This window comes from Pseudomonas kermanshahensis, from assembly GCF_014269205.2.
In the GTDB taxonomy this organism is placed as follows: Bacteria; Pseudomonadota; Gammaproteobacteria; order Pseudomonadales; family Pseudomonadaceae; genus Aquipseudomonas; species Aquipseudomonas kermanshahensis.
On sequence record NZ_JABWRY020000002.1, the window covers coordinates 366,016 to 391,351 of the forward strand.

General features: G+C 63.5%; 21 protein-coding genes. 15 read left to right on the forward strand and 6 right to left on the reverse strand.

What is annotated here, in order from left to right:
• The first annotated feature begins 19 nt into the window (after positions 1-19).
• The 9 genes from pepP to gcvP all read left to right on the forward strand — a co-directional run bounded on the left by pepP (position 20) and on the right by gcvP (position 11,828).
• On the forward strand, positions 20-1,354 hold the full coding sequence (gene pepP / locus HU764_RS26135; protein WP_186703094.1) for a Xaa-Pro aminopeptidase: 1,335 nt from the start codon (positions 20-22) through the stop codon (positions 1,352-1,354).
• Complete coding sequence (gene ubiH, locus HU764_RS26140) at positions 1,351-2,550, forward strand: 2-octaprenyl-6-methoxyphenyl hydroxylase (RefSeq protein WP_186703095.1); 1,200 nt, start codon at positions 1,351-1,353, stop codon at positions 2,548-2,550. Before pepP ends, ubiH begins: the two co-directional genes overlap by 4 nt.
• The gene (locus HU764_RS26145; RefSeq protein WP_027592237.1) at positions 2,547-3,029 is read left to right on the forward strand and encodes a DUF4442 domain-containing protein; all 483 of its coding nucleotides are present in this window, start codon (positions 2,547-2,549) and stop codon (positions 3,027-3,029) included. The genes ubiH and HU764_RS26145 overlap by 4 nt, the downstream gene beginning before the upstream one ends.
• A 9-nt stretch (positions 3,030-3,038) precedes the next feature.
• The gene (locus HU764_RS26150; RefSeq protein WP_186703102.1) at positions 3,039-4,256 is read left to right on the forward strand and encodes a 2-octaprenyl-3-methyl-6-methoxy-1,4-benzoquinol hydroxylase; all 1,218 of its coding nucleotides are present in this window, start codon (positions 3,039-3,041) and stop codon (positions 4,254-4,256) included.
• Positions 4,257-4,358: 102 nt separating this feature from the next.
• Positions 4,359-5,360 (forward strand): extracellular solute-binding protein, encoded by a 1,002-nt coding sequence (locus HU764_RS26155; RefSeq protein WP_099430747.1) that lies wholly within the window; start codon positions 4,359-4,361, stop codon positions 5,358-5,360.
• 146 nt (positions 5,361-5,506) lie between these two features.
• Positions 5,507-7,123, forward strand: coding sequence for an ABC transporter permease (locus tag HU764_RS26160; RefSeq protein WP_027592240.1), 1,617 nt, complete (start codon positions 5,507-5,509; stop codon positions 7,121-7,123).
• A 129-nt stretch (positions 7,124-7,252) separates the two neighbouring features.
• A complete protein-coding gene (gene gcvT, locus HU764_RS26165; protein WP_186703096.1) occupies positions 7,253-8,335 on the forward strand; it encodes a glycine cleavage system aminomethyltransferase GcvT in 1,083 nt (360 codons plus the stop codon).
• Between the two features lie 51 nt (positions 8,336-8,386).
• Positions 8,387-8,770, forward strand: coding sequence for a glycine cleavage system protein GcvH (gene gcvH / locus HU764_RS26170; protein ID WP_027592242.1), 384 nt, complete (start codon positions 8,387-8,389; stop codon positions 8,768-8,770).
• A gap of 184 nt (positions 8,771-8,954) precedes the next feature.
• The gene (gcvP, locus tag HU764_RS26175) at positions 8,955-11,828 is read left to right on the forward strand and encodes an aminomethyl-transferring glycine dehydrogenase (RefSeq protein WP_186703097.1); all 2,874 of its coding nucleotides are present in this window, start codon (positions 8,955-8,957) and stop codon (positions 11,826-11,828) included.
• Positions 11,829-11,856: 28 nt separating this feature from the next.
• Here gcvP and HU764_RS26180 read toward each other — a convergent pair whose 3' ends face one another.
• The 3 genes from HU764_RS26180 to HU764_RS26190 form a co-directional block, all read right to left on the reverse strand.
• Entirely contained in the window at positions 11,857-12,171 is a 315-nt protein-coding gene (locus HU764_RS26180; RefSeq protein ID WP_027592244.1) for a DUF2388 domain-containing protein, read from the reverse strand.
• An 88-nt stretch (positions 12,172-12,259) separates the two neighbouring features.
• Entirely contained in the window at positions 12,260-13,945 is a 1,686-nt protein-coding gene (locus HU764_RS26185) for a GspE/PulE family protein (protein ID WP_186681410.1), read from the reverse strand.
• 91 nt (positions 13,946-14,036) lie between these two features.
• Positions 14,037-14,342 carry a hypothetical protein gene (locus tag HU764_RS26190; RefSeq protein ID WP_099455671.1) on the reverse strand — a complete coding sequence of 102 codons (306 nt, stop codon included), beginning with the start codon at positions 14,340-14,342 and terminating at the stop codon, positions 14,037-14,039.
• A 126-nt stretch (positions 14,343-14,468) separates the two neighbouring features.
• On the opposite strand from HU764_RS26190, the gene HU764_RS26195 reads away from it, so the two are divergent.
• Complete coding sequence (locus HU764_RS26195; protein WP_027592247.1) at positions 14,469-14,939, forward strand: Lrp/AsnC family transcriptional regulator; 471 nt, start codon at positions 14,469-14,471, stop codon at positions 14,937-14,939.
• A 118-nt stretch (positions 14,940-15,057) separates the two neighbouring features.
• Here HU764_RS26195 and HU764_RS26200 read toward each other — a convergent pair whose 3' ends face one another.
• On the reverse strand, positions 15,058-16,434 hold the full coding sequence (locus HU764_RS26200; protein WP_027592248.1) for a CYTH domain-containing protein: 1,377 nt from the start codon (positions 16,432-16,434) through the stop codon (positions 15,058-15,060).
• 114 nt (positions 16,435-16,548) lie between these two features.
• Between HU764_RS26200 and argE the strand changes: the two genes are divergently transcribed.
• Together argE and argA are read left to right on the forward strand one after the other, a co-directional pair.
• Positions 16,549-17,691 carry an acetylornithine deacetylase gene (gene argE / locus HU764_RS26205; RefSeq protein ID WP_186681408.1) on the forward strand — a complete coding sequence of 381 codons (1,143 nt, stop codon included), beginning with the start codon at positions 16,549-16,551 and terminating at the stop codon, positions 17,689-17,691.
• Between the two features lie 124 nt (positions 17,692-17,815).
• Positions 17,816-19,114, forward strand: coding sequence for an amino-acid N-acetyltransferase (gene argA, locus HU764_RS26210; protein WP_027592250.1), 1,299 nt, complete (start codon positions 17,816-17,818; stop codon positions 19,112-19,114).
• A gap of 151 nt (positions 19,115-19,265) precedes the next feature.
• Here the strand turns inward: argA and HU764_RS26215 are convergent, their stop codons facing one another.
• Complete coding sequence (locus HU764_RS26215; protein WP_027592251.1) at positions 19,266-20,642, reverse strand: glutamine synthetase family protein; 1,377 nt, start codon at positions 20,640-20,642, stop codon at positions 19,266-19,268.
• A 338-nt stretch (positions 20,643-20,980) separates the two neighbouring features.
• Entirely contained in the window at positions 20,981-21,175 is a 195-nt protein-coding gene (locus tag HU764_RS26220; RefSeq protein WP_225876673.1) for a hypothetical protein, read from the reverse strand.
• Between the two features lie 41 nt (positions 21,176-21,216).
• On the opposite strand from HU764_RS26220, the gene HU764_RS26225 reads away from it, so the two are divergent.
• The 3 genes from HU764_RS26225 (at position 21,217) to HU764_RS26235 (ending at position 25,252) form a co-directional block, all read left to right on the forward strand.
• Positions 21,217-22,575, forward strand: coding sequence for a glutamine synthetase family protein (locus HU764_RS26225; RefSeq protein WP_027592252.1), 1,359 nt, complete (start codon positions 21,217-21,219; stop codon positions 22,573-22,575).
• A gap of 48 nt (positions 22,576-22,623) precedes the next feature.
• Positions 22,624-23,985, forward strand: a complete 1,362-nt coding sequence (locus HU764_RS26230; protein WP_099430739.1) for an aspartate aminotransferase family protein — start codon at positions 22,624-22,626, stop codon at positions 23,983-23,985.
• A 169-nt stretch (positions 23,986-24,154) separates the two neighbouring features.
• Positions 24,155-25,252: a polyamine ABC transporter substrate-binding protein gene (locus tag HU764_RS26235; protein WP_027592254.1), complete on the forward strand. Its 1,098-nt coding sequence runs from the start codon at positions 24,155-24,157 to the stop codon at positions 25,250-25,252.
• The last annotated feature ends 84 nt before the right edge of the window (positions 25,253-25,336 follow it).

Genomic DNA, 25,336 nt, shown 5'->3' on the forward strand with positions numbered 1-25,336 from the left:
AACCGGGGGTAGTCTGCCCATGAGCCACATTCCCAAGGCCGAGTATGCCCGTCGGCGCAAGGCGCTGATGGCGCAGATGGTCCCCAACAGCATCGCCATCCTGCCCGCCGCTGCCGTTGCCATTCGCAACCGCGACGTCGAGCACGTGTACCGCCAGGACAGCGATTTCCAGTACCTCAGCGGCTTTCCCGAGCCCGAGGCGGTGATTGCGCTGATCCCGGGCCGTGAACATGGCGAGTACGTGCTGTTCTGCCGCGAGCGCAACCCTGAGCGCGAGCAGTGGGAAGGGCTGCGCGCCGGCCAGGAAGGTGCGGTGCGTGATTTTGGCGCCGACGATGCCTTCCCGATCACCGACATCGACGAGATCCTGCCGGGCCTGATCGAGGGCCGGGAGCGGGTGTACAGCGCCATGGGCAGCAACCCCGAATTCGATCGCCGGCTGATGGACTGGATCAACGTGATCCGCTCCAAGGCGCGCCTGGGTGCCCAGCCGCCGAACGAGTTCGTTGCGCTGGATCATCTGCTGCACGACATGCGCCTGTATAAATCGGCGGCAGAAGTGAAGGTGATGCGCGCTGCCGCAGACATTTCCGCCCGTGCCCACGTGCGTGCCATGCAGGCCTGCCGGGCCGGGCTGCATGAGTACAGCCTGGAAGCCGAGCTGGATTACGAGTTCCGCAAAGGCGGCGCGAAAATGCCGGCCTACGGCTCGATCGTCGCGGCCGGGCGCAATGGCTGCATCCTGCACTATCAGCAGAATGACGCCCCGCTCAAGGACGGCGACCTGGTGTTGATCGACGCGGGCTGCGAAATCGACTGCTATGCCAGCGACATCACCCGTACGTTCCCGGTCAGCGGGCGTTTTTCGCCCGAGCAGAAGGCCATCTACGAGCTGGTGCTGAAGGCCCAGGCGGCAGCCTTCGCCGAAATCGCCCCCAGCAAGCACTGGAACCACGCCCACGAGGCGACCGTGCAGGTCATCACCGAGGGCCTGGTGGAGCTGGGGCTGCTCAAGGGCGATGTGCAGGGGCTGATCGAAAGCGAAGCCTACCGCGCGTTCTACATGCACCGCGCCGGGCACTGGCTGGGCATGGATGTGCACGATGTGGGCGAATACAAAGTGGGCGGCCAGTGGCGCGTGCTGGAGCCCGGCATGGCGCTGACCGTCGAACCGGGCATCTACATCGCCGCCGACAACCAGGCGGTGGCCAAGAAGTGGCGCGGCATCGGCGTAAGGATCGAGGACGACGTGGTAGTGACCAGGCAGGGCTGTGAAATTCTGACGTCGGGTGTACCCCGCACAGTCGCCGAGATCGAGGCGCTGATGCAGGCTGCGCGCAAGGACGCGGCATGAACCGGGTCCACTTGGCGATCATCGGTGGCGGCCTGGTCGGCGCGAGCCTGGCGTTGGCCCTGCAGGCCGGGGCCAAGGCGCGAGGCTGGAAGATCCTGCTGATCGAGCCGTTCGCACCCGGCCATAGCTTCCAGCCCAGCTACGATGCGCGTTCGTCGGCGTTGTCGTATGGCACGCAACAGATCTACCAGCAGTTGGGGCTGTGGCAGGCCATCAGCCAGCGCGCCGAGCCTATCCTGCAGATTCAGGTATCCGACCGTGGCCGGTTCGGTGCCACGCGCCTCGATGCCCACGAAGAAGGCGTGCCAGCGCTGGGTTTCGTGGTGGAAAACGCCTGGCTCGGGCAGTGCCTGTGGCAGGGGTTGGACCCTGAGGTGGTGAGTTGGCGTTGCCCCGCCGAAGTGAGGGCGATGCACGCCATCGAAGGCGGTTATCGCCTGCAACTGGATGACGACACCAGCCTGGAATGCGACTTGGCAGTGCTGGCCGATGGCGGCCGCTCTGGCCTGCGTGAGCAGCTGGGTATTCATGTGCGCCGCACGCCCTATGAGCAAAGCGCCCTGATCGCCAACATCACGCCTGGCGAAGCCCACCGCGGCCAGGCGTTCGAGCGGTTCACCGAAACCGGCCCGATGGCCCTGCTGCCACTGCCGGAAAACCGCTGCGCGCTGGTCTGGACCCGTCAGGGCATGGACGCTCAGCGCTTGGCCGAAATCGATGAACGCAGCTTCCTGCGCGAGCTGCAGGACGCCTTCGGCTATCGTCTTGGGGCCTTGCGCCAAGTGGGTGCAAGGCATCTGTACCCGCTGGCACTGGTCGAGGCCGAAGAGCAGACACGCCCGCACCTGGTGGTGCTGGGCAACGCTGCGCACAGCCTGCACCCCATTGCCGGCCAGGGCTTCAACCTGTCGCTGCGTGACGTCCAGGTGCTTGCACACGCTCTGCTGGCGGGCCCGCAGCACCCCGGTGACCTGGGCACCTTGCGGGCCTACCACCAGCGTCAGCGCCTGGACCAGGCGCTGACCATTGGCTTCTCCGACCAGGTCACCCGCCTGTTCGGCAGCAACCAGCCGTTGCTGGCTGCCGGGCGCAACATTGGCCTGCTCGGGCTCGACCTGCTGCCGCCGGCAAAAAGCTGGTTTGCCCGCCAGGCCATGGGCCTGGGTACGCGCCCCGATTCGCGGGGCCAGGCATGAGCAATCCGCGCAGACTGGCGCGCCGGGCCCGCATGTTGCGCTGGTTGCTGAACCTTTACCCGCCGTACCTGGGCGCCGGTATCCGCGTGCAGCACATCAGCCCGGACATGCGCAGCGTCAAGGTCCGCATGAAGCTTACCCGCTGGAACCGCAACTACGTCGGTACCCAGTTTGGCGGCAGCCTCTATTCGATGGTCGACCCGTTCTACATGCTGCTGCTGATCGAGCAGTTGGGGCGCGAGTACATCGTCTGGGACAAGGCGGCGAGCATTGATTTCATCTCGCCGGGCAAAGGCCCCGTGTACGCCGAGTTCCACCTCGATGACGCCCTGCTCGACGACATTCGCCAGCAGACCGCCACCGGCAAGAAGTGCCTGCCGCGGCTGCAGGTGGACATCCGCGACGGCGCCGGCGAACTGGTAGCGCGGGTCGATAAAACCCTATACGTGCGGCTCAAGCCGCAAGCGAGGCAGGCGTAAGGCATGGAAATGCGCGCAGATCTGTTGATTGTCGGTGCCGGTATGGTCGGCAGCGCCCTGGCCCTGGCATTGCGCCACAGTGGCTTGGACATTCTCCTGCTCGACGGCAGCCCGCTGTCGGTAAAACCCTTCGATACCGAAGCGCCGTTCGAGCCGCGCGTCAGTGCCCTGTCGGCGGCCAGCCAGCGCATTCTGGAGCGCCTAGGCGCCTGGGATGGCATCGCCCGGCGACGGGCCACGCCGTATACCGACATGCACGTCTGGGATGGCAGCGGCACGGGCCAGATCCACTTCGCGGCGGCCAGCGTGCATGCCCAGGTGCTCGGCCACATCGTCGAAAACCGGGTGGTGCAGGATGGCTTGCTGGAGCGTCTGCATGACAGCGACATCGGCCTGTTGCCCAACGCGCGGCTCGAGCAACTGCGCCGTTCCGGTGACGAGTGGCTGCTGACCCTGGCCGACGGTCGCCAACTGCGGGCGCCGTTGGTGGTGGCGGCGGATGGCGCCAACTCGGCGGTACGCCGCCTGACCGGCTGCGAAACCCGTGAGTGGGATTACCTGCACCACGCCATCGTCACCAGCGTACGTTGCAGCGCGGGGCACCAGGCCACGGCCTGGCAACGCTTTACCGACGAGGGCCCGCTGGCGTTTCTGCCGCTGACACGTGAGGGCCAGCAGGACTGGTGCTCGATCGTCTGGTCGACCACGCCAGAGCATGCCGAGCAACTGATGGCGCTGGACGAGCCGGCCTTCCTCAAGGCCCTGGAGCGGGCCTTCGAGGGGCGCCTGGGCGAGGTGCTACAGGCCGACCCACGCGTGTGCGTGCCGCTGCGTCAGCGCCATGCCAAGCGCTATGTGGCTGAGGGCCTGGCGCTGATCGGCGATGCCGCGCACACCATTCACCCGTTGGCCGGGCAGGGCGTCAACCTGGGGTTCCTTGATGCCGCCGTGCTGGCCGAGGTGCTGGTGAATGCCAGCGAGCGCGGCGAACGGCTGGCGGATGTAAAGGTGCTGAGCCGCTATGAGCGCCGGCGCATGCCGCACAACTTGGGGCTGATGGCCGCCATGGAAGGGTTCGAGCGGCTGTTCCAGGCCAATCCGCTGCCGTTGCGCTGGTTGCGTAACAGTGGCTTGAAGCTGGTGGAGCAGATGCCAGAGGCCAAGGCATTGTTCGTGCGCCAAGCGTTGGGCTTGAGCGGAGACCTGCCAGAATTGGCCAAGCCCTGACGTTAGCACGGCCTGCAACATCCGGTAACGGCTCCGAGGGTGAGGGACAAAATGGGATTCACTACCATTTGCGCCTCTCATACGATCCGAGGAGTGCATTTCATGTTGCCACGCAAGCCCCTACTGGCCGCCCTGGCCCTGACGTTGTTCGGCGGCACTGCCCAGGCAGCTGAAGAAGTGGTGGTGTACTCCTCGCGCATCGACGAGCTGATCAAGCCGGTGTTCGACGCCTACACCGCCAAGACCGGGGTCAAGGTCAAGTTCATCACCGACAAGGAAGCCCCGTTGATGCAACGCATCAAGGCCGAGGGCGAGAACGGTGTGGCCGACCTGCTGCTGACTGTCGATGCCGGCAACCTCTGGCAGGCCGAGCAGATGGGCATCCTGCAACCGATCAAATCGGACATCATCGACCAGAACATCCCGCCGCAATACCGGGCCTCGTCCCATGACTGGACCGGCCTGAGCCTGCGCGCGCGCACCATCATCTACTCCACCGACCGGGTCAAACCGGAGCAGCTGAGCACCTACGAAGCCCTGGCCGACAAGCAGTGGGAAGGGCGTCTGTGCCTGCGCACTGCGAAGAAGGTCTACAACCAGTCGCTGACCGCCACCTTGATCGAGAACCACGGCGAGGCGAAAACCGAAACCATCGTCAAAGGTTGGGTGAATAACCTGTCCACCGACGTGTTCTCCGATGACAACGCCGTGATCCAGGCCATCGAAGCTGGCCAGTGCGACGTGGGCGTGGTCAACACTTACTACTACGGGCGCCTGCATAAACAAAACCCCACGTTGCCGGTCAAGATCTTCTGGCCCAACCAAGGTGACCGCGGTGTGCACGTCAACCTGTCGGGTATTGGCCTGACCAAGCATGCCCCGCACCCTGAGGCTGCGAAAAAGCTGGTGGAATGGATGACCGGCGAGGACGCGCAGAAGCTGTTCGCCGACATCAACCAGGAGTTCCCGGCCAACCCGAAGGTCAAGCCATCGGACGAGGTAGCCGCCTGGGGCAGCTTCAAGGCTGACAGCATTCCGGTCGAAATCGCTGGCAAGCGCCAGGCCGAAGCGATTCGCTTGATGGATCGGGCTGGCTGGAACTGAGTTATCCTTCCGGGGCCTGCAAGGGCCCTTTCGCGGGCAAGCCCGCTCCCACAGGTTTTCCACTGAAGCGTGTGTAAACCCTGTGGGGGCGGGCTTGCCCGCGAACGACCGCGCAGCGGTCGCAATCGCAATCGAGAGTTCTGAACTTGCCCCACACCCCCCAACGCCGCTGGTACCTCCCGGTCGCCCTGGTCGCCGCCCTGGTGCTGTTGCCTCTGAGCGTCCTGCTGCTGTCATGGCAGTCGATCGACCTGCAGATCTGGTCACACCTGCTCGACACCCAGATGAGCCGCCTGCTCGGCAACACCCTGACCCTGGTAGTAGGCGTAGGCATCGGCGTGACCGTATTGGGGGTCAGCCTGGCCTGGCTCACCAGCCTCTGCGAATTCCCTGGCCGGCGCTGGCTGGACTGGGCGCTGATGCTGCCGTTTGCCATCCCCGCCTACGTGCTGGCATTCGTTTTCGTCGGCCTGCTGGATTTTGCCGGCCCGGTGCAAAGCGCCCTGCGCGAAGTATTCGGGCCGATGCGCCTGCCGCGCGTGCGCTCCACGGGCGGGGTGATCATCGTGCTCGTGCTGGTGTTCTACCCCTATGTCTACCTGCTGGCGCGCACGGCCTTCCTGGCGCAGGGCAGGGGGCTGATGGAGGCGGCCCGGGTACTGGGGCTGTCACCGCTGCAGGCGTTCTGGCGCGTCGCACTGCCCATGGCGCGGCCGGCGATCGGTGCCGGTATCGCCCTGGCATTGATGGAAACCCTGGCCGACTTCGGTGCGGTGGCGGTGTTCAATTTCGACACCTTCACCACCGCCATCTACAAGACCTGGTACGGTTTCTTCAGCCTGTCCAGCGCGGCCCAGTTGGCCAGCCTGCTGCTGTTGGCGGTGATGCTGGTGCTGTACGGCGAGCGCCGTGCCCGCGGCGCGAGCCGTACGGGTAATGAGCGCGCGCGTGGCAAGGCGCTCTATCACCTGCGTGGGGCCAAGGCGCTGCTGGCCAGCGGCTGGTGCCTGCTGGTGTTCGCTTGTGCCTTCGTCATACCGCTGCTGCAACTGCTGGTGTGGTGCTGGCAGCGCGGGCGGCATGACCTGGACGAGCGTTATGTCGGCCTGGTGCTGCACACTTTGTACCTGGGCGGCATGGCCGCATTGATCACGGTGAGCGTGGCGCTGCTGCTGGCCTTCGCCCGGCGCCAGGCGCCGACCGGCGGCATCCGCGCCGGGGTCGGCCTGGCCAACCTTGGTTATGCCCTGCCAGGCTCGGTGCTGGCCGTGTCGATCATGCTGGCCTTCAGTTACCTCGATAACCAGCTGGTGGTGCCGATTTCGACGTGGCTGGGCGGCGCTGGCAAACCCTTGCTGCTGGGCAGCCTTGCGGCCTTGCTGCTGGCCTACCTGGTGCGCTTCATCGCCGTGGCCTACGGGCCGCTGGAAAGCAGCCTGGAGCGCATCCGCCCCTCGTTGCCAGAGGCTTCGCGCAGCTTGGGCGTCGGCGGCGTGGCATTGTTTTTCAAGGTGTATCTGCCGTTGCTGGTGCCCGGTGCACTGAGTGCTGCCCTGCTGGTATTCGTCGATGTGTTGAAGGAAATGCCGGCCACCTTGCTGATGCGCCCGTTCGGCTGGGACACCTTGGCGGTACGGGTGTTCGAGATGACCAGCGAGGGCGAGTGGGCACGTGCCTCGCTGCCTGCCTTGACCCTGGTGCTGGTGGGCTTGCTGCCGGTCATCGGGCTGATTCGCCGCTCAGCTCGGCGCCCCGGTCACTGACAGTAAGGATGCCAGCCTGCGCCCATGCGGCTACAATGCGCGGCATTCGCGCGGCGGGTCCTACAAGAAGAGCTGACGACCAAACGTCATCGACCGCCGCCGCTTCGCCACGCCCGGAAGGAGAAACCCATGGGACAGCGCACGCTTTTGTATGACCTGCACCTGGCGCTCGGCGCCAAGACGGTCGATTTTGGCGGTTGGGACATGCCCCTGCACTATGGCTCGCAAGTCGAGGAGCACCATCAGGTGCGCAGTGACTGCGGGGTCTTCGATGTTTCCCATATGACCGTGATCGACATCAGTGGCCGTGATGCTACCGCTTGGTTGCAGCATTTGCTGGCCAACGATGTTGCCCGCCTCGACAGTGTCGGCAAGGCGCTGTACAGCCCACTGCTCAACCAAGAGGGCGGGGTCATCGATGACCTCATCGCCTATCGCACCGAAGCCGGCTACCGCCTGGTCACCAACGCCGCTACCCGCGCCAAGGTGCTGGCTTGGCTCAAGGCCCAGCAAAGCGGGTTCTCGGTCGATTTCGAGGTGCGCCCGGACCTGGCCATTCTGGCCATCCAAGGCCCGCAGGCCCGGGACAAGGTCGCCGCCTTGCTCAGCGCCTCGCGCGCCGCACTGATTCGCGCGCTGCGCCCGTTCGAAGGCATTGCCGACGGTGAATGGTTCATTGCCCGCACCGGTTATACCGGTGAAGACGGCCTCGAGATCATCCTGCCAGGCCACGAGGCCGTTACCTTCTACAACGACCTGGTCGGCGCCGGCATCGCCCCCAGTGGCCTGGGCGCCCGTGACACCCTGCGCCTGGAAGCCGGCATGAACCTGTATGGCCAGGACATCGACGAAACCCACACCCCACTCACCTCCAACCTGGGCTGGAGCATCGCCTGGGAGCCGGCTGAGCGCGAGTTCATCGGCCGCGCGGGCCTGCTGGAGGAAATCGAGCAAGGTGTGAAGGAAAAACTGGTTGGCCTGGTGCTGGAAGAACGCGGTGTTTTGCGTGCCCATCAGGTGGTTCGCGTTGCTGGCATTGGCGAAGGGGAGATCACCAGTGGTAGTTTCTCTCCTACGCTGAGCAAGTCTATTGCCCTGGCGCGTTTACCCATGGCCACCGGCGACCGCGCCGAGGTCGAGATTCGCGGCAAGTGGTACCCGGTGCGGGTGGTCAAACCGACCTTCGTGCGCCACGGCAAAATCCTGATTTGAATAATTTTTAACCGGCGGGCCGACCGCTGAGCCAATCGAGGAATTCAAGACATGAGCAATATCCCCGCCGAACTGCGTTTTGCCGAAAGCCACGAGTGGGCACGCCTGGAAAGCGACGGCACAGTGACCGTTGGCATCAGCGACCACGCACAGGAAGCCCTGGGTGACGTCGTGTTCGTCGAACTGGCGGAAGTCGGCAAGGTGTTCGCCCAAGGCGACGCGGCTGGCGTGGTCGAATCGGTCAAGGCTGCTTCCGACATCTACGCCCCGATCGGTGGCGAAGTGATCGCGGTCAACGAAGCACTGGCCGACAGCCCTGAGCTGCTCAATGAAGAGCCTTACGGTGCCTGGATCTTCAAGCTGAAGCCAAGCGACAAGGCTGAGCTGGACAAGCTGCTGGATGCTGCGGGTTATCAGGCTGCTATCGGCGAGTAATACCGCGTCGCCTTGTTCGCGGCTAAAGCCGCTCCCACAGGTACTGCACTGCAGCTGATACCCCTGTAGGAGCGGGTTTACCCGCGATGAGGCCGGGCCTGCAAGCAAGTTTCCCCGCACAATCGGCAATCCTTCCTAGACTTATAAGTCTCCATGAGGCCTGGTCTAGGAAGAGAGCGTCGTCATGTCCCAGTCGCCGTCCCTGCATCAACTGCAAGAGCTCAACCCTTTCCTGCGTCGCCACCTGGGCCCCGATGCCTCGGAGCAGCAGGCCATGCTCAGCGCGTTGGGTGTTGCCAGCCGCAGCGAGCTGATCGAGCAGACGGTCCCGCCGGGGATCCGCCTCAATCGCCCCCTCGACCTGCCGCCGGCGCTGGACGAACAGGCCGCATTGGCCAAGCTCGCCGGTTATGCCGAGCAGAACCAGGTCTGGACCAGCCTCATCGGCATGGGCTACCACGGCACCGTCACGCCGACCGTCATCCTGCGTAACGTGCTGGAAAACCCTGGCTGGTACACCGCCTACACGCCTTACCAACCGGAAATCGCCCAAGGCCGGCTGGAAGCGTTGTTGAATTTCCAGCAGATGGTCATCGACCTCACCGGCCTCACCCTGGCCAATGCCTCGCTACTCGACGAGGCCACCGCCGCTGCCGAGGCCATGGCCCTGGCCAAACGCGTGGCGCGCAACAAGAGCAACGCCTTTTTCGCCGACGAGCACTGCCACCCGCAAACCCTCTCGGTGCTGAAAACCCGTGCCGAAGGGTTTGGCTTCGAACTGATCGTCGATGCTGTGGATAACCTGGCCAAGCACGCGGTATTCGGCGCCTTGCTGCAGTACCCGGATACCCACGGCGAAGTACGCGACCTGCGCCCGCTGATCGATCACCTGCACAGCCAGCATGCCTTGGCCTGCGTCGCCGCCGACCTGCTCAGCCTGGTGGTGCTGGCACCACCCGGTGAGCTGGGCGCCGATGTGGTGTTGGGCTCGACCCAGCGCTTTGGCGTCCCCATGGGCTACGGCGGCCCTCATGCCGCCTATTTCGCCTGCCGCGACGACTTCAAGCGGGCCATGCCGGGGCGCATCATCGGTGTGTCGCGCGATGCCCGGGGCAACACCGCGCTGCGCATGGCCCTGCAGACCCGCGAGCAGCACATCCGCCGCGAGAAGGCCAACTCCAACATCTGCACGGCCCAGGTGCTACTGGCCAACATCGCCGGCTTCTACGCTGTCTACCATGGCCCAGAAGGCTTGCGGCGCATCGCCCAGCGGGTGCACCGGCTGACCTTCATTCTGGCGGCCGGCCTGGAGGCCAAGGGCATCAAGCGGCTCAACCAGCATTTCTTCGACACCTTGACGCTGGAGGTGGGCGGCGCGCAGGCGGCGATCATCGAAAGTGCCGAGCACGCGCGTATCAACCTGCGCATCCTCGGGCGCGGGCACCTGGGCGTGAGCCTGGACGAAACCTGCAACGAGCAGACCGTATTGCGCCTGTTGGATATTTTCCTCGGCGTCGATCACGGCCTGGACATTGCCGCGCTCGACCAGTTGGCGCTGCCAGAAGGCATCCCGGCGGGGCTGGTGCGGCGCACGCCGATCCTTGCGCACCCGGTCTTCAACCTGCACCACAGCGAAACCGAGATGCTGCGCTACCTCAAGCAGCTGGAAAACAAGGACCTGGCGCTGAACCAGTCAATGATCCCGCTGGGCTCCTGCACCATGAAACTCAACGCCACCAGCGAGATGATCCCCATCACCTGGCCAGCCTTCGCCCAGCTGCACCCGTTCGCCCCGACTGCCCAGGCAGTGGGCTACAAGGCGATGATCGACGAGCTGGAAAGCTGGTTATGCGCCATCACCGGCTTCGACGCCATCTGCATGCAGCCCAACTCCGGCGCGCAGGGCGAATACGCCGGCCTTATGGCCATCACCCGCTACCACCGCAGCCGCCACCAGCCTCAGCGTACCTTGTGCCTGATTCCGTCCTCCGCCCACGGCACCAACCCGGCCTCGGCGCAGATGGCCGGCATGGAGGTGGTGATCGTCGATTGCGACGACGACGGCAACGTCGACCTCACGGACCTCAAGGCCAAAGCGCAAGCGGCCGGGGATCGGTTGTCGTGCCTGATGGTCACCTACCCCTCGACCCACGGGGTGTATGAAGAGGGTATTCGCGAAATCTGCGACGTGGTGCACCAACACGGTGGCCAGGTGTACATGGACGGCGCCAACCTCAATGCCCAGGTCGGCCTGACGCGGCCAGCCGACATCGGCGCCGATGTGTCGCACATGAACCTGCACAAGACCTTCTGCATCCCCCACGGGGGCGGCGGCCCCGGCATGGGCCCGATCGGTATCCGCGCCCACCTCAAGCCCTTTGTCGCCAGCCACCCGGTGGTGCCGGTGCCGGGTTTGGACCCGAGCAACAGCGCGGTCAGTGCCGCGCCTTGGGGTAGTGCGAGCATTCTGCCGATCAGCTGGATGTATATCGCCATGATGGGCCCGCAACTGGCCGATGCCAGTGAGGTGGCGATCCTCTCGGCCAATTACCTGGCCAGCCAACTTGGTGGGGCTTTCCCGGTGCTTTACCGCGGGCGTAACCAGCGCGTGGCCCACGAGTGCATTCTCGATCTGCGGCCGCTCAAGGCGCAGACCGGCATCAGCGAGGAAGACGTGGCCAAGCGTTTGATGGACTACGGCTTCCATGCCCCGACCATGTCATTCCCGGTACCGGGCACGCTGATGGTCGAGCCAACCGAGAGTGAGTCGAAAGCCGAGCTGGACCGTTTCGTCGAAGCGATGCTGGCGATCCGTGCAGAAATCGCTCAGGTACAGGAAGGCAACTGGCCGGCCGAAGACAACCCGCTCAAGCATGCGCCGCATACCTTGGCTGACGTGTTGGCACCGTGGAACAGGCCGTACAGCCTGGAGCAAGGCATCGCCCCCAGCGCTCACGTACGCCAGCACAAGTATTGGCCAGCGGTGAACCGGGTCGACAATGTGTATGGGGACAGGAATTTGTTTTGCGCGTGTGTGCCGGTGGAGGCTTATCGCTGATTTTTTGGGGGGCTGGCCCCCCAAAAACTTATTCGGCTACCGCGTTCTTGGCCAGGATGGCATTGGCCAGTTCCATGTCGCTGGCCTGCATCCCTGGGTTTTCAGCGCGCACCTGGCGCATCGCCGATTCCAGGAACGGCCCGCGGATTGCGCCTTCACTGGCTACGAAGCTGCCGGCGTCATCCTGCGCGGCCATTACCAGTTTGTGATCCTTCGACGTCAGGTAGGTCGACGCCGTGGTTGCACCGGAAGAAATCACGTTACGCCAGAAGGTATCGGCCATGGCGGAGCCCATTGGCAGCGAAAGCAAGGCAGCGGTCGCGATGGCGGTTTTGAGACGCATGTTGAAACACCTCGAAGGGTGAGGGTTGAAGATGCGCGGTTTGATTCTGCCGAGGGGGGCAAGTTCCTTGAATACAAGGGTTTTTTGCTCAGGAGCAGGCCCTTAGCACTTCCTCTGTAGCGGTCAGGCCCCGGGCCACTTTCGCCTCCCCGCAGCGGCGCAGGTCTACCAAGCCTTCGGTCAGCGCCTGGCGTCGCAACTGCGCCAGGTCGGTGTGTGGGCCTATCTGCGCGCGCAGGCTTTCGCTGGGTATCAACAGTTCGAACAGGCCAGTACGGCCCTGAAAACCGGTACCGCGACAGGTGCGGCAGGGCTGGCCGCTGGCTGCCGAGGCACAACCCTGGCAATCGCCGCACAAGGTGCGAATCAGGCGCTGCGCCATGACCCCGATCAGCGTTGCCTTGATCAGGTAATCAGCCACGCCCAGTTCCTGCAGCCGGGTGATCGCGCCGCAGGCATCGTTGGTGTGCAGGGTCGACAGCACCAGGTGCCCGGTGAGGGCTGCCTGCACGGCCACCAGGGCGGTTTCCCGGTCGCGGATCTCGCCGATCATGATGATGTCCGGGTCCTGGCGCAGCATCGCCCGCACGCCGTCGGCGAAGCACAGGCCCAGTGCGGGCTGGACTTGCAGTTGGTTGAAGGCCGGCTCCAGCCGCTCGATGGGGTCTTCGATGGTGCACAGGTTGACTTGCGGGGTGGCCAGCAGCTTGAGGCTGGCGTAGAGCGTGCTGGTCTTGCCTGACCCCGTGGGGCCTGTCACCAGGATGATGCCCTGGCGTTGGCCCAGCAGCGCGCGCCATTGCTCCAGTTGCTGCCCTTCCAGGCCCAGGCGGTCGAAGTCTTCATGCAACTGTTGCGGGTCGAACAGGCGCAGTACCAGTTTTTCGCCAAAGGGCGTCGGCAAGGTCGACAGGCGCAATTCCACTTCGCCGCCGCCGGCAAGGCGGCTTTGCAACCGGCCGTCCTGTGGCCGGCGTTTCTCTGCCACATCCATGCGCCCGAGGTGTTTGAGGCGGCTGACCAGCGCCAGGGTGACGCCAGCGGGGAAGGCGTAGACGGTGTGCAGCAGGCCGTCGATGCGGTAGCGCAGCTGCCCTTTTTCGCGACGGGGCTCCAGGTGGATATCGCTGGCGCGTTGCTCGATGGCGTACTGCAGCAGCCAGTCGACGATGTGCACGATATGGGCATCGTCGGCGCTGGCTTCTGCCTGGCGTTTGCCCAGCTCCAGCAGGTGTTCGAGCTCGCCCAGGCTGGCTGACTGCTGGTGCTGCGCGCCCTGTACCGATTGGGCCAGGCGGAAGAACGACTGCCCCAGCTGGCGGATCTGCAGCGGGCTGGCCAGCACGCGGCGGATGGGCCTGCCCAGGCCCCTGGCCAAGTCCGCTTGCCAGTCATCCTGATAGGGCTGTGCGCTGGCCACGGTGACGCCGGAAGGGTCGGCGGCGACGACGAGAATGCCATGGCGCTGGGCGAAAGCGGGGGAGATCAGCCCGCTGACCTGGGCCATGTCGAGTTGCATGGGGTCGATGCGCAGGAACGGCTGGCCGATCTTGTCAGCCAGCCATTGGCAGAGGCGGTCCAGGTCCAGGGGCTGGCCGGGGTGCTTGCGGTCTTCAAGGCCGGGGGCGGCGATGAGCTCCAGAGGGTGGCAGGTCGGCCGTGACGCGGCCTGCTCCAGTACCAGCAGGGTGTCGCTGGCGTCCAGGTGCCGGTCGGTGAGCAAGGCCTGGAGCAGGCGCTTGAGGTCGAGGGCTTGGTTGTCGGGGCTATGCATGGCGGCGTCCTTGCCAGGAGGGGAGTCCTGTTGAAGGCTAGTCGGGTGCGGTGCGCTTACGGCGGGCAAAGGGTTTCTGGATCTTGCGGTGTCACACCACCGCCAGCTCCACGCGCGCCAGGTTCATCAGGCTAACTTCGCCCACACACACCAAGTTGCGCAATTTTTGCGCAATCACCTCGGCCCGGTGCCAGCTCAGCCCGCCAATGCCGATCTCGATGGCGAGCCAGTCATCCTGTTGGCTGACCTGCACGTGGTGTGGGGTCAGAAACTGCAAGGCAAACAGGTTGAGCACCCGGCACAAGCTGTCGGGCTCGGCCTCGGCCTGCAGGCGGTAGTGCACGGTGCTGTGGGCGTTGCTGGCGGCCCAGGCGTCGGTACGTGGCAGTGCGTTCATGCTGGTCTCCGCAAATGTGGGAGAAATTCTTGCACGTTGAGGCGGGTATTTTTTCGCTATGATTCGACCAATTGGCCGGTATGGCAGATTGATCTATTTGGATTGTCGTGATCTGGAGAATTATTAATGCACAGCGAACTGGACGCCTATGATCGGCGCATCCTCGAATTGCTGCAGGAGGACGCTTCGCTGTCCAGCGCACAGATCGCCGAGCGTGTGGGGCTTTCGCAGTCGCCGTGCTGGCGGCGCATTCAGCGGCTGAAGGAGGAGGGGGTGATACGTGGGCAGGTGACGCTGCTCGACCGCAAGAAGATCGGCCTGAACACGCAGATTTTTGCAGAGGTGAAGCTCAACGCGCACGGGCGCTCCAATTTCACCGAGTTCACCGAGGCGATCCGAGGTTTCCCGGAGGTGCTGGAATGTTATGTGCTGATGGGCTCGGTGGACTTCTTGCTGCGTATCGTTACCTCGGACATTGAGGCGTATGAGCGGTTTTTCTTCGAAAAACTGTCGAATGTGCCGGGGATTCAGGAGGTCAATTCGATCGTGGCGCTTTCGGAGATCAAATCCACCACCAGCCTGCCACTGTCGAGGTAGTACACGACCTGTAGGAGCAGCCTTGTGCTGCGAAGGGGCCGGTTTGACCAGAAAAAATCTGTGGCAAAACGGGCCTCTTCGCAGCGCAAGGCTGCTCCTACAGGGCTAGCGACGCCGATCAGGCCTTGAGCAGGTACTTCCAGCCACGGCTCTGATCAACCGCGCGGGCCTGCTCGATACGGGCTTCAAGCAGCTCGTCGGGCGTTTCGGACAGCGGCAGTTCAGCCAGCTCGTGCAGCTTTTTCAGGTCGCCGTACAGGCGGTCCATCTGCGGCGCTTCGAGCACCTGGCGGGCATGGTGCAGCCAGGCGAGCAGCTGTTCGATGCGCGGCAGCTGTTCGGCCAGGTCTTCCGGGCGCTGGGTGTACAGCGGCAGTTTCAGCGAACGGCCTTCTTCACCCAGCAGGTGCGCCATCCAGCTGGCCAGCTGCGCCTTGCCCTGGCGTTCGCCACGGCCTTTGCGCTCGACGGTCCAGCCACGGGCCAGCAGCCAGCGCGAGGTTTCCAGCGAGAACTGGCCCCAACGCACGTCTTCGAGTTCTTCGGCGAATTGCTCAGGCGCAGCGCGGCGGATGTCTTCGTCATCGTTGCCGGCCTGCACCAGTGGGCGCCAGTCTTCCAGCAGCGCGTCGAGGCTGGCGCGCAGCTCGCGGGTGGTGGCGCGCGGTGCGGCCTGGCCCAAGCTGGCGACCAGTGCGCGCAGCTCGGCCAGAGACTGCACCCAGTCCTGCAGCAGGCGCCAGTGGCCATTGTGGCGGTATTGCTCGGCCAGGCGCTGGCTGCTGCCGAGCAACTGCCAGGCGAGGGCGGCGAAGGCATCGTCCAGGGCCATTTCGGCGTCCAGCTCGGTCTGCGGCAGGCCCAGCTCGTAGCTTTCGGGCTCCAGCAGGCGGTAGCCACGCTCGGCCTTGCTGATGTCGCAAGGCATCAGCGGCAGGCTGGCGGCGAGCTCGGCGGCCAGTTCCAGCAGGGCTTCAGGTGCGCCTTCGCGCAGCTCGAGCTCCAACTCGCAGATTTCTTCCTTGCGCTTGCCGGCGATCACGAAGCCCTGGTCCAGCGCGGCCTCGATCACGACCTTGCTCTTGCCGCGGCCCCAAGCGATTTCGGCGTATTCACGGCTGAAGTCAGTGGTGAACAGCGGCTTGATGGTTTTCTTGTCGAGCGCAGCCAACTGCTCGGGCCAGCAGGTGCCGTCGAGCTTTTTCAGGTCGAGCTTGACCTTGTCCAGGTGCCACTCGTACTCGTTGCGCTCGGACAGCCCGGCCACGCTTTGCCCGCGGCACTTCAAGGTCTGGATAATTGCATCACCATCGCGGCGCAGGCGCAGGGCGACACGGGCGGCGGAAAGCTCGCGCTCCGGAGTGTCGAAGTACTGGTTGAGCAGTTCACGGGTCTGCCAACCGGACTTGTTGCGCTTTTTCAGCAGGGGGTGCTCACGCAGGGCGGCAAGGGTCTCGCGGCTGGCGCGGAGCTTGAGTTCGGTTTCTTTGTGCATCGCAGGCTCGAAGGAGGGGCTCGTTGGCAGAGAGTCTACAGGAGTCGGCCGTCAACGGTTTATTCCAGACGGCAGATGGTCCTATGATGGGCAACGCTTCCGAGGAGTACAGGCATGCCGTTGCCGACGCTGAAAGACCAGTTCGCCGCTTTGATCGCCGCACCTTCGGTCAGTTGTACCCAGCCTGCGCTGGATCAGTCCAACCGTCAGGTCATCGACCTGCTGGCCGGCTGGTTGGGTGACCTGGGTTTCACGTGCGACATCCAGCAGGTCAGCCCCGGCAAATTCAACCTGCTGGCCAGTCGTGGCACCGGCCCGGGTGGCCTGGTGCTGGCGGGGCACAGCGACACCGTGCCCTATGACGAGCAGCTGTGGTCGAGCGACCCGCTGAAGCTGACCGAAGTCGATGGCCGTTGGGTGGGCCTGGGCAGCTGCGACATGAAGGGCTTTTTCGCCTTGGTCATCGAGGCGGTGGTGCCGTTGCTGGAGCATGACTTCAAGCAGCCGCTGCTGATTCTCGCCACCTGCGACGAAGAAAGCTCCATGTCCGGCGCGCGTGCCTTGGCCGAGGCCGGCCAACCGTTGGGCCGCGCCGCAGTGATCGGCGAGCCCACGGGCCTGCGGCCGATCCGCATGCACAAGGGCATCCTCATGGACCGCATCGACATCCTCGGGCGCAGCGGCCATTCGTCGGACCCATCCCTCGGCCGCAGCGCCCTGGAAGCCATGCACGCCGCAATGGGCGAACTGATGCAGTTGCGCGGCGAATGGCAGCAAACCTTCCGCAACCCACAGTTCACCGTGCCTACACCGACGATGAACTTCGGCTGCATCCATGGCGGCGACAACCCCAATCGTATCTGCGGCCAATGCGCGCTGGAATTCGACCTGCGGCCGTTGCCGGGGATGGATGTCGAGCAACTGCGGGCAGCGATTCGCCAGAAGCTGGCGCCGGTGGCGGAGCGGTTCGAGGTGCGCATCGACTATGCCCCGCTGTTCCCGGAAGTGCCTGCCTTCGAGCAGGCTGCGGACGCCGAGCTGGTACAGGTGGCCGAACGCCTGACCGGTCACCGCGCCGAAGCGGTAGCGTTTGGCACCGAAGCACCTTATCTTCAGCAGCTGGGCTGCCAGACCATCGTGCTGGGCCCTGGCGACATCGCCTGTGCCCATCAGCCCGGCGAGTACCTGGAAATGTCACGAATCGAGCCTACCGTGCGTCTATTGCGTGACTTGATTCGGCACTATTGCCTGCACTAAACGTCCATTGAGCTTATTCGTTCCTGCCTAGAGGAGACCGCGCGTGACCGCAAGCCTGTTCCGACGATGATCTTGAACGCCCCCTGTATCGCCGTTCTCCGTCCACTTATCCACAGGCCCTGTCATGCCCGATTACGTCAACTGGCTGCGTCATGCTTCCCCGTACATCAATGCCCATCGCGACTGCACGTTTGTAGTCATGCTCCCTGGCGATGGGGTGGACCACCCTAATTTCGGCAACATCGTCCACGACCTGGTGCTGTTGCACAGCCTGGGCGTGCGGCTGGTGCTGGTGCATGGCTCGCGCCCACAGATCGAGAGCCGCCTGGCCGACCGTGGCCTGACCCCGCACTACCACCGTGGCATGCGCATCACCGATGCGGCGACCCTGGATTGTGTGATCGATGCCGTGGGTGCCTTGCGCCTGGCCATCGAAGCACGCCTGTCGATGGACATCGCCGCCTCGCCGATGCAGGGCTCGCGCCTGCGCGTGGCGTCCGGCAACCTGGTCACGGCGCGGCCGATCGGTGTGCTCGAGGGTGTGGACTACCACCACACCGGCGAAGTGCGCCGGGTCGACCGCAAAGGCATCAGCCGCCTGCTCGACGAGCGTTCCATCGTATTGCTGTCGCCGTTGGGTTATTCGCCCACAGGCGAAATTTTCAACCTGGCTTGCGAAGACGTGGCCACCCGCGCGGCCATCGAGCTGGGTGCCGACAAGTTGCTGTTGTTCGGCGCCGAACCGGGCCTGCTGGATGAGCAGGGCAAGCTGGTGCGTGAGCTGCGGCCACAACAGGTGGCGCCGCATTTGCTGCGCCTGGGCAGCGACTACCAGGGCGAATTGCTGGATGCGGCCGCCGAGGCCTGCAAGGGCGGCGTGGCGCGTAGCCATATCGTCAGTTATGCCGAAGACGGCGCGCTGCTGACCGAGCTGTTCACCCGCGGTGGCGGCGGCACGCTGGTGTCGCAGGAGCAGTTCGAAGTCGTGCGTGAGGCGACCATCGAGGATGTGGGCGGCCTGTTGGAGCTGATCAGCCCGCTGGAAGAGCAGGGCATCTTGGTGCGCCGTTCGCGCGAGGTGCTGGAGCGGGAAATCGAGCAGTTCAGTGTGGTCGAGCGCGAGGGCATGATCATCGCGTGCGCAGCGCTGTACCCGATTGCCGATTCCGAGGCGGGGGAGCTGGCGTGCCTGGCGGTGAACCCGGAGTACCGGCATGGCGGGCGGGGCGATGAGTTGCTGGAGCGCATCGAGAGCCGTGCGCGGCAGATGGGGCTGAATACGTTGTTCGTGCTGACTACGCGGACTGCGCACTGGTTCCGTGAGCGGGGCTTTGCGCCCAGTGGCGTGGAGCGGCTGCCGGCGGCGCGGGCATCGCTGTACAACTACCAGCGCAACTCCAAGATTTTCGAGAAGTCCTTGTAAGCCTGTACCGGCCTCTTCGCGGGGCAAGCCCGCTCCCACAGGAATCTCACTAGGCCTGAGCCATGCGGAGGGCTTGTGGGAGCGGGCTTGCCCCGCGAAGCAGGCGACACCGGTCTCAGAAAAACGCCGCCCTGATGGGCGGCGTTTTCAATTACACGGTATGCAGATACCAGTTGTACTCGAGGTCGGAGATCGAGTGCTCGAACTCCTCCAGCTCGCTTTCCTTGCACGCGACAAAGATGTCGATGTACTTCGGATCGATGTACTTGTTGAGGATCTCGCTGTCGTCCAACTCGCGCAGGGCATCGCGCAGGTTGTTCGGCAGGCTCTGCTCCAGCTGCTCGTACGAGTTGCCTTCGATCGGCGTGCCCGGCTCGATCTTGTTGGTCAGGCCGTGGTGCACGCCGGCCAGCACGGCCGCCATCATCAAGTACGGGTTGGCATCGGCGCCGGCTACCCGGTGCTCGATGCGCACGGCGTCTGCAGAACCGGTCGGCACGCGCAGCGCGACGGTGCGGTTGTCCAGGCCCCAGCTCGGTGCATTCGGCACATAGAACTGCGCGCCAAAACGACGGTACGAGTTGACGTTCGGGCAGAGGAACGCCATGGACGCTGGCAGGGTCTCGAGCACACCGCCGACAGCGTGACGTAGCGCGGCGTTCTGCTCGGGATCCTCGCTGGTGAAGATGTTGTTGCCATCTTTGTCCAGCACGGAGATGTGAACGTGCAGGCCGTTGCCTGCCTGGCCCGGGTAGGGCTTGGCCATGAACGTGGTATCCATTTCATGGTCGTAGGCGATGTTCTTGATCAAACGCTTGAGCAGCACCGCGTAGTCACAGGCCTTAAGCGGGTCTGGGACGTGATGCAGGTTGACTTCGAACTGCGCTGGGGCGCTTTCCTTGACGATGGCGTCGGCCGGAATACCCTGCTCTTTGGCACCTTCGAGGATGTCCTGCAGGCAGTCGGCGTATTCGTCGAGGTCGTCGATCAGGTACACCTGGGTCGACTGTGGGCGCTTGCCCGAGATCGGCGAGCGCGGCGGTTGCGGGCGGCCATTCACGTTCTCCTGGTCGATCAGGTAGAACTCCAGCTCGAACGCGGCGCAGATGGTCAGGCCCATGTCGTCGAACTTGCTGACAACCTGACGCAACACTTCACGAGGGTCGGCGAAGAACGGCTCGCCTTCGATCTCGTGCATGGTCATGAGCAGCTGTGCGGTGGGGCGTTTCTGCCACGGCTCGTTGCACAGCGTATCGGGGATGGGATAGCAGATGCGGTCGGCGTCGCCGATGTCCAGGCCAAGGCCGGTACTTTCGACGGTGGAACCGTTGATATCCAGGGCGAAGAGGGAGGCCGGCAGGTTGATGCCTTTCTCGTAAACCTTGTGGAGGCTGGTGCGCTCTATGCGCTTGCCGCGCACCACACCATTCATATCTGCAATCAGAAGGTCAACGTAGAGAACCTCAGGATGTTCCTTAAGGAACGCGTTCGCTTCGTTAAGCTGAACGGCACGCGGGGGTACCGACATGATGCAACACCTTTGTTGTTAAAAATATCAATCAAGGGGGGCTTGCAAGACCAGTCAATCGAAAAGCCCTACTGATGTCAAGCCAACCCCATGATGCCCTGAAATGGCACATCTACGGCAGATTTGCTGCATATCGGGGCGAACCATTATCCGCTATTTCCCGCGTGAAGGGCTATCTCAAGCGTGCCGTGTTTTATTTTTTACGGAGGTGTTGTGTAAAAAAATGAACAAGGCTAAGCTCGGATTCAACCCAGAACACAATAATACGAGGGTCACATGGTCCGCTTGTCGCGACCTGAAAGCACTGCCTGCGCAGTGCCGTCGGGTACCCCTGTCGTTCATGCACGCACCGTCAACGGTGTGGCCGCCCTGGCCGCAATAATTGACGCTTGGCGCACCCGGACCATTCCCCGTAGCGGCTTCACACGCTTCGATTCGCCTTCCTGCCCTTCAAACTCATTACGGACACGCTTGTTTTCAGTGTATCCACTGTGCTCCTGCGTGGGGGTTTTTGCTTTAGCAATCTTCTCCATCCAGAATCAAGGCGCGGACCACCTTACCTCCTGAGGTATTTATGAGTAACAACCTCGACCAGCTCACCGATTGGTTGAAAGAGCACAAGATCACTGAAGTCGAATGCATGATCAGCGACCTGACCGGCATCACGCGCGGCAAGATCTCGCCGACCAACAAGTTCATCGCCGAAAAAGGCATGCGCCTGCCTGAGAGCGTGCTGCTGCAGACCGTGACGGGTGACTACGTCGACGACGACATCTATTACGAGCTGCTCGACCCGGCCGACATCGACATGATCTGCCGCCCCGACGAAGACGCCGTGTTCCTGGTGCCCTGGGCCATCGAGCCGACGGCGCAGGTGATCCACGACACCTACGACAAGAAGGGCAACCCGGTCGAACTGTCGCCGCGCAACGTCTTGAAAAAAGTGCTCAAGCTCTACGCTGACAAAGGCTGGCAGCCAATCGTCGCGCCCGAGATGGAGTTCTACCTGACCAAGCGCAGCGAAGACCCGGACTTCCCGCTGCAGCCTCCGGTAGGCCGTTCGGGCCGCCCGGAAACTGGCCGCCAGTCGTTCTCGATCGAGGCCGCCAACGAATTCGACCCGCTGTTCGAGGACGTCTATGACTGGTGCGAACTGCAGCAGCTGGACCTCGACACGCTGATCCACGAAGACGGCACGGCGCAGATGGAAATCAACTTCCGTCACGGCAACGCCCTGCACCTGGCCGACCAGATCCTGGTGTTCAAACGCACCATGCGCGAGGCCGCGCTCAAGCACAACGTGGCCGCAACGTTCATGGCCAAGCCCATGACCGGCGAGCCGGGCAGTGCCATGCACCTGCACCAGAGCGTGGTTGATGTGGTCACCGGCAAAAATATTTTCAGCAACGAAGACGGCAGCATGAGCGAGCTGTTCCTGCACCACATCGGTGGCCTGCAGAAGTTCATCCCCGAAGCGCTGCCGCTGTTCGCCCCCAACGTCAACTCGTTCCGCCGCTTCCTGCCCGACACCTCGGCGCCAGTGAACGTCGAGTGGGGCGAAGAAAACCGTACCGTTGGCCTGCGCGTACCGGATGCCGGCCCGCAAAACCGCCGGGTCGAGAACCGCCTGCCGGGCGCCGATGCCAACCCTTACCTGGCCATCGCTGCGAGCTTGCTGTGCGGCTACATCGGCATGGTCGAAGGCATCGAAGCCAGTGCACCGGTGCAGGGCCGTGGTTACGAACGCCGCAACCTGCGCCTGCCGCTGACCATCGAAGACGCCCTGGAACGCATGGAAATCAGCCGTGCGCTGGTCCAATACCTGGGCAAGAAGTTCATCACTGGCTACGTCGCCACCAAACGCGCCGAGCACGAAAACTTCAAACGCGTCATCAGTTCCTGGGAGCGTGAGTTCCTGCTGTTTGCTGTCTGATCAACCCTGGTGCCGCAGGAGCGCGGCTGTCGGATAACGGAGAAGCACATGAGCGTCAAAAACCCGCAAACCCGTGAATGGCAAAACCTGAGCGGCGAGCACCACCTCGCGCCCTTCAGCGACTACAAACAGCTGAAGGAAAAGGGGCCGCGCATCATCACCAAGGCCCAGGGTGTGCATTTGTGGGACAGCGAGGGCAACAAGATCCTCGACGGCATGGCCGGCCTGTGGTGCGTGGCGGTAGGTTACGGCCGTGAAGAGCTGGTGCAGGCTGCCGAAAAGCAGATGCGCGAGCTGCCGTACTACAACCTGTTCTTCCAGACCGCCCACCCGCCTGCGCTGGAACTGGCCAAAGCCATCACCGACGTGGCGCCGGAAGGCATGACCCATGTGTTCTTCACCGGCTCCGGCTCCGAAGGCAACGACACCGTGCTGCGCATGGTCCGTCACTATTGGGCACTCAAGGGCAAACCGCACAAGCAGACCATCATCGGCCGCATCAACGGCTACCACGGCTCCACCTTCGCCGGTGCGTGCCTGGGCGGCATGAGCGGCATGCACGAGCAGGGCGGCCTGCCGATTCCGGGCATCGTGCACATCCCGCAGCCGTACTGGTTCGGTGAGGGCGGCGACATGAGCCCGGACGAATTCGGTGTGTGGGCTGCCGAGCAACTGGAGAAGAAAATCCTCGAGGTCGGCGAAGACAACGTCGCCGCCTTCATCGCCGAGCCGATCCAGGGTGCCGGTGGGGTGATCATCCCGCCAGAAACCTACTGGCCGAAGGTCAAGGAGATCCTCGCCAAGTACGACATCCTGTTCGTGGCCGACGAAGTGATCTGCGGTTTCGGCCGTACCGGCGAGTGGTTCGGCTCCGACTATTACGACCTCAAGCCAGACCTGATGACCATCGCCAAGGGCCTGACCTCCGGTTACATCCCCATGGGCGGTGTGATCGTGCGTGACACCGTGGCCAAGGTGATCAGCGAAGGCGGCGACTTCAACCACGGCTTCACCTATTCAGGGCACCCGGTCGCGGCCGCCGTAGGCCTGGAAAACCTGCGCATTCTGCGCGACGAAAAAATCGTCGAGCAGGCGCGCACAGAAGCGGCACCGTATTTGCAAAAGCGTTTGCGTGAGCTGCAAGACCACCCGCTGGTGGGCGAGGTACGCGGCCTGGGCCTGCTCGGCGCGATCGAGCTGGTCAAGGACAAGGCCACCCGCAGCCGTTACGAAGGCAAGGGCGTGGGCATGATCTGCCGCAACTTCTGCTTCGAGAACGGCCTGATCATGCGTGCGGTCGGTGACACCATGATCATCGCGCCACCGCTGGTAATCAGCCATGCAGAGATCGACGAGCTGGTGGAAAAGGCGCGCAAGTGCCTCGACCTGACCCTCGAAGCGATCAGATGAGCACCTGCTAGGCTAGCGTTGTGACATTAGTTGGTTACAAGGGGCTGCTTTCCTTGAAACAGCGCCTTGTAACTTGCCAGACTAGCGACTGTTTCAGTCGCCCGACGCGTGTACTGCGGGACCTGGCAGCTGAACGGATGGCTAATCAAAAAAATCTGGAGCATGACGCATGAAGAAAATGGGCAAGACGTTGCTGGCCGCCGCCCTGATGGGTGCCATGGCGACCGCTGTTCAGGCTGAAGACAAGGTATTGAACGTCTACAACTGGTCGGACTACATCGCTCCGGACACCATCGCCAAGTTCGAGAAGCAGACCGGCATCAAGGTCAAGTATGACGTCTTCGACAGCAACGAAACCCTGGAAGCCAAGCTGCTGGCAGGCAAGTCGGGCTATGACATCGTCGTGCCGTCGAACAACTTCCTGGCCAAGCAGATCAAGGCTGGCGTGTACGAGGAACTGGACCGTTCCAAACTGCCGAACTGGAAGAACCTCGACACCGACCTGCTCAAGGCCGTTGGCGATGCCAGCGACAAGGACAACAAGCACGCCTTCCCGTACATGTGGGGCTCTATCGGCATTGGCTACAACCCGGAGAAGGTCAAGGCCGCGCTGGGCGTGGACAAGATCGATTCGTGGGACGTGGTGTTCAAGCCTGAGAACATCGCCAAGCTCAAGAGCTGCGGCGTGAGCTTCCTGGATGCGCCGACCGAGATGATCCCGGCCGCGCTGCACTACCTGGGCCTGCCAAGCAACAGCACCAAGAAGGAAGACCTGAAGGCCGCCGAGGACCTGTTCCTCAAGATCCGTCCTTCGATCACCTACTTCCACTCCTCCAAGTACATCGGCGACATGGCCAACGGCAACATCTGCGTGGCCGTCGGTTACTCGGGTGACCTGGAGCAGTCCAAGGCCCGCGCCCACGAAGCTGGCGACAAGGTCAAAGTGGACTACGTCATTCCGAAAGAAGGTGCCGGTACCTTCTACGACATGGTCGCCATCCCGAAAGATGCCGAGCATAAAGACGCTGCCTACCAGTTCATGGACTTCCTGATGCAGCCGGAAATCATGGCTGAGATCACCAACGCCGTGCGCTTCCCGAACGGCAACGCTGCCGCCACCCAGTTCGTGGACAAAGACATCACCAGCGACCCGAGCATCTACCCGCCTGCCGAAGTGAAGAAGCAGCTGTACGCGATCGCTGCGCCTGACGCTTCTGTGCAGCGTGTGATCACCCGCAGCTGGACCAAGATCAAGTCGGGCAAGTAAGCCCGATGCAAGGCGCTCTGGGCCGGGGTTGCCCGGCCCAGAGGCCATGAAAGGCAATTGATGATTGCGGCATCGAAGCTGCGA

Coding starts and splice junctions, on each gene's coding strand:
- gcvH (WP_027592242.1), top strand. CDS start 8,387: ATGAGCAATATCCCCGCCGAACTGCGTTTTGCCGAAAGCCACGAGTGG.
- HU764_RS26235 (WP_027592254.1), top strand. CDS start 24,155: ATGAAGAAAATGGGCAAGACGTTGCTGGCCGCCGCCCTGATGGGTGCC.
- pepP (WP_186703094.1), top strand. CDS start 20: ATGAGCCACATTCCCAAGGCCGAGTATGCCCGTCGGCGCAAGGCGCTG.
- ubiH (WP_186703095.1), top strand. CDS start 1,351: ATGAACCGGGTCCACTTGGCGATCATCGGTGGCGGCCTGGTCGGCGCG.
- HU764_RS26220 (WP_225876673.1), bottom strand. CDS start 21,175: ATGGAGAAGATTGCTAAAGCAAAAACCCCCACGCAGGAGCACAGTGGA.
- argE (WP_186681408.1), top strand. CDS start 16,549: ATGCCGTTGCCGACGCTGAAAGACCAGTTCGCCGCTTTGATCGCCGCA.
- HU764_RS26155 (WP_099430747.1), top strand. CDS start 4,359: ATGTTGCCACGCAAGCCCCTACTGGCCGCCCTGGCCCTGACGTTGTTC.
- HU764_RS26190 (WP_099455671.1), bottom strand. CDS start 14,342: ATGAACGCACTGCCACGTACCGACGCCTGGGCCGCCAGCAACGCCCAC.
- HU764_RS26185 (WP_186681410.1), bottom strand. CDS start 13,945: ATGCATAGCCCCGACAACCAAGCCCTCGACCTCAAGCGCCTGCTCCAG.
- HU764_RS26230 (WP_099430739.1), top strand. CDS start 22,624: ATGAGCGTCAAAAACCCGCAAACCCGTGAATGGCAAAACCTGAGCGGC.
- HU764_RS26200 (WP_027592248.1), bottom strand. CDS start 16,434: ATGCACAAAGAAACCGAACTCAAGCTCCGCGCCAGCCGCGAGACCCTT.
- argA (WP_027592250.1), top strand. CDS start 17,816: ATGCCCGATTACGTCAACTGGCTGCGTCATGCTTCCCCGTACATCAAT.
- HU764_RS26150 (WP_186703102.1), top strand. CDS start 3,039: ATGCGCGCAGATCTGTTGATTGTCGGTGCCGGTATGGTCGGCAGCGCC.
- HU764_RS26195 (WP_027592247.1), top strand. CDS start 14,469: ATGCACAGCGAACTGGACGCCTATGATCGGCGCATCCTCGAATTGCTG.
- HU764_RS26180 (WP_027592244.1), bottom strand. CDS start 12,171: ATGCGTCTCAAAACCGCCATCGCGACCGCTGCCTTGCTTTCGCTGCCA.
- HU764_RS26215 (WP_027592251.1), bottom strand. CDS start 20,642: ATGTCGGTACCCCCGCGTGCCGTTCAGCTTAACGAAGCGAACGCGTTC.
- HU764_RS26145 (WP_027592237.1), top strand. CDS start 2,547: ATGAGCAATCCGCGCAGACTGGCGCGCCGGGCCCGCATGTTGCGCTGG.
- HU764_RS26225 (WP_027592252.1), top strand. CDS start 21,217: ATGAGTAACAACCTCGACCAGCTCACCGATTGGTTGAAAGAGCACAAG.
- gcvT (WP_186703096.1), top strand. CDS start 7,253: ATGGGACAGCGCACGCTTTTGTATGACCTGCACCTGGCGCTCGGCGCC.
- gcvP (WP_186703097.1), top strand. CDS start 8,955: ATGTCCCAGTCGCCGTCCCTGCATCAACTGCAAGAGCTCAACCCTTTC.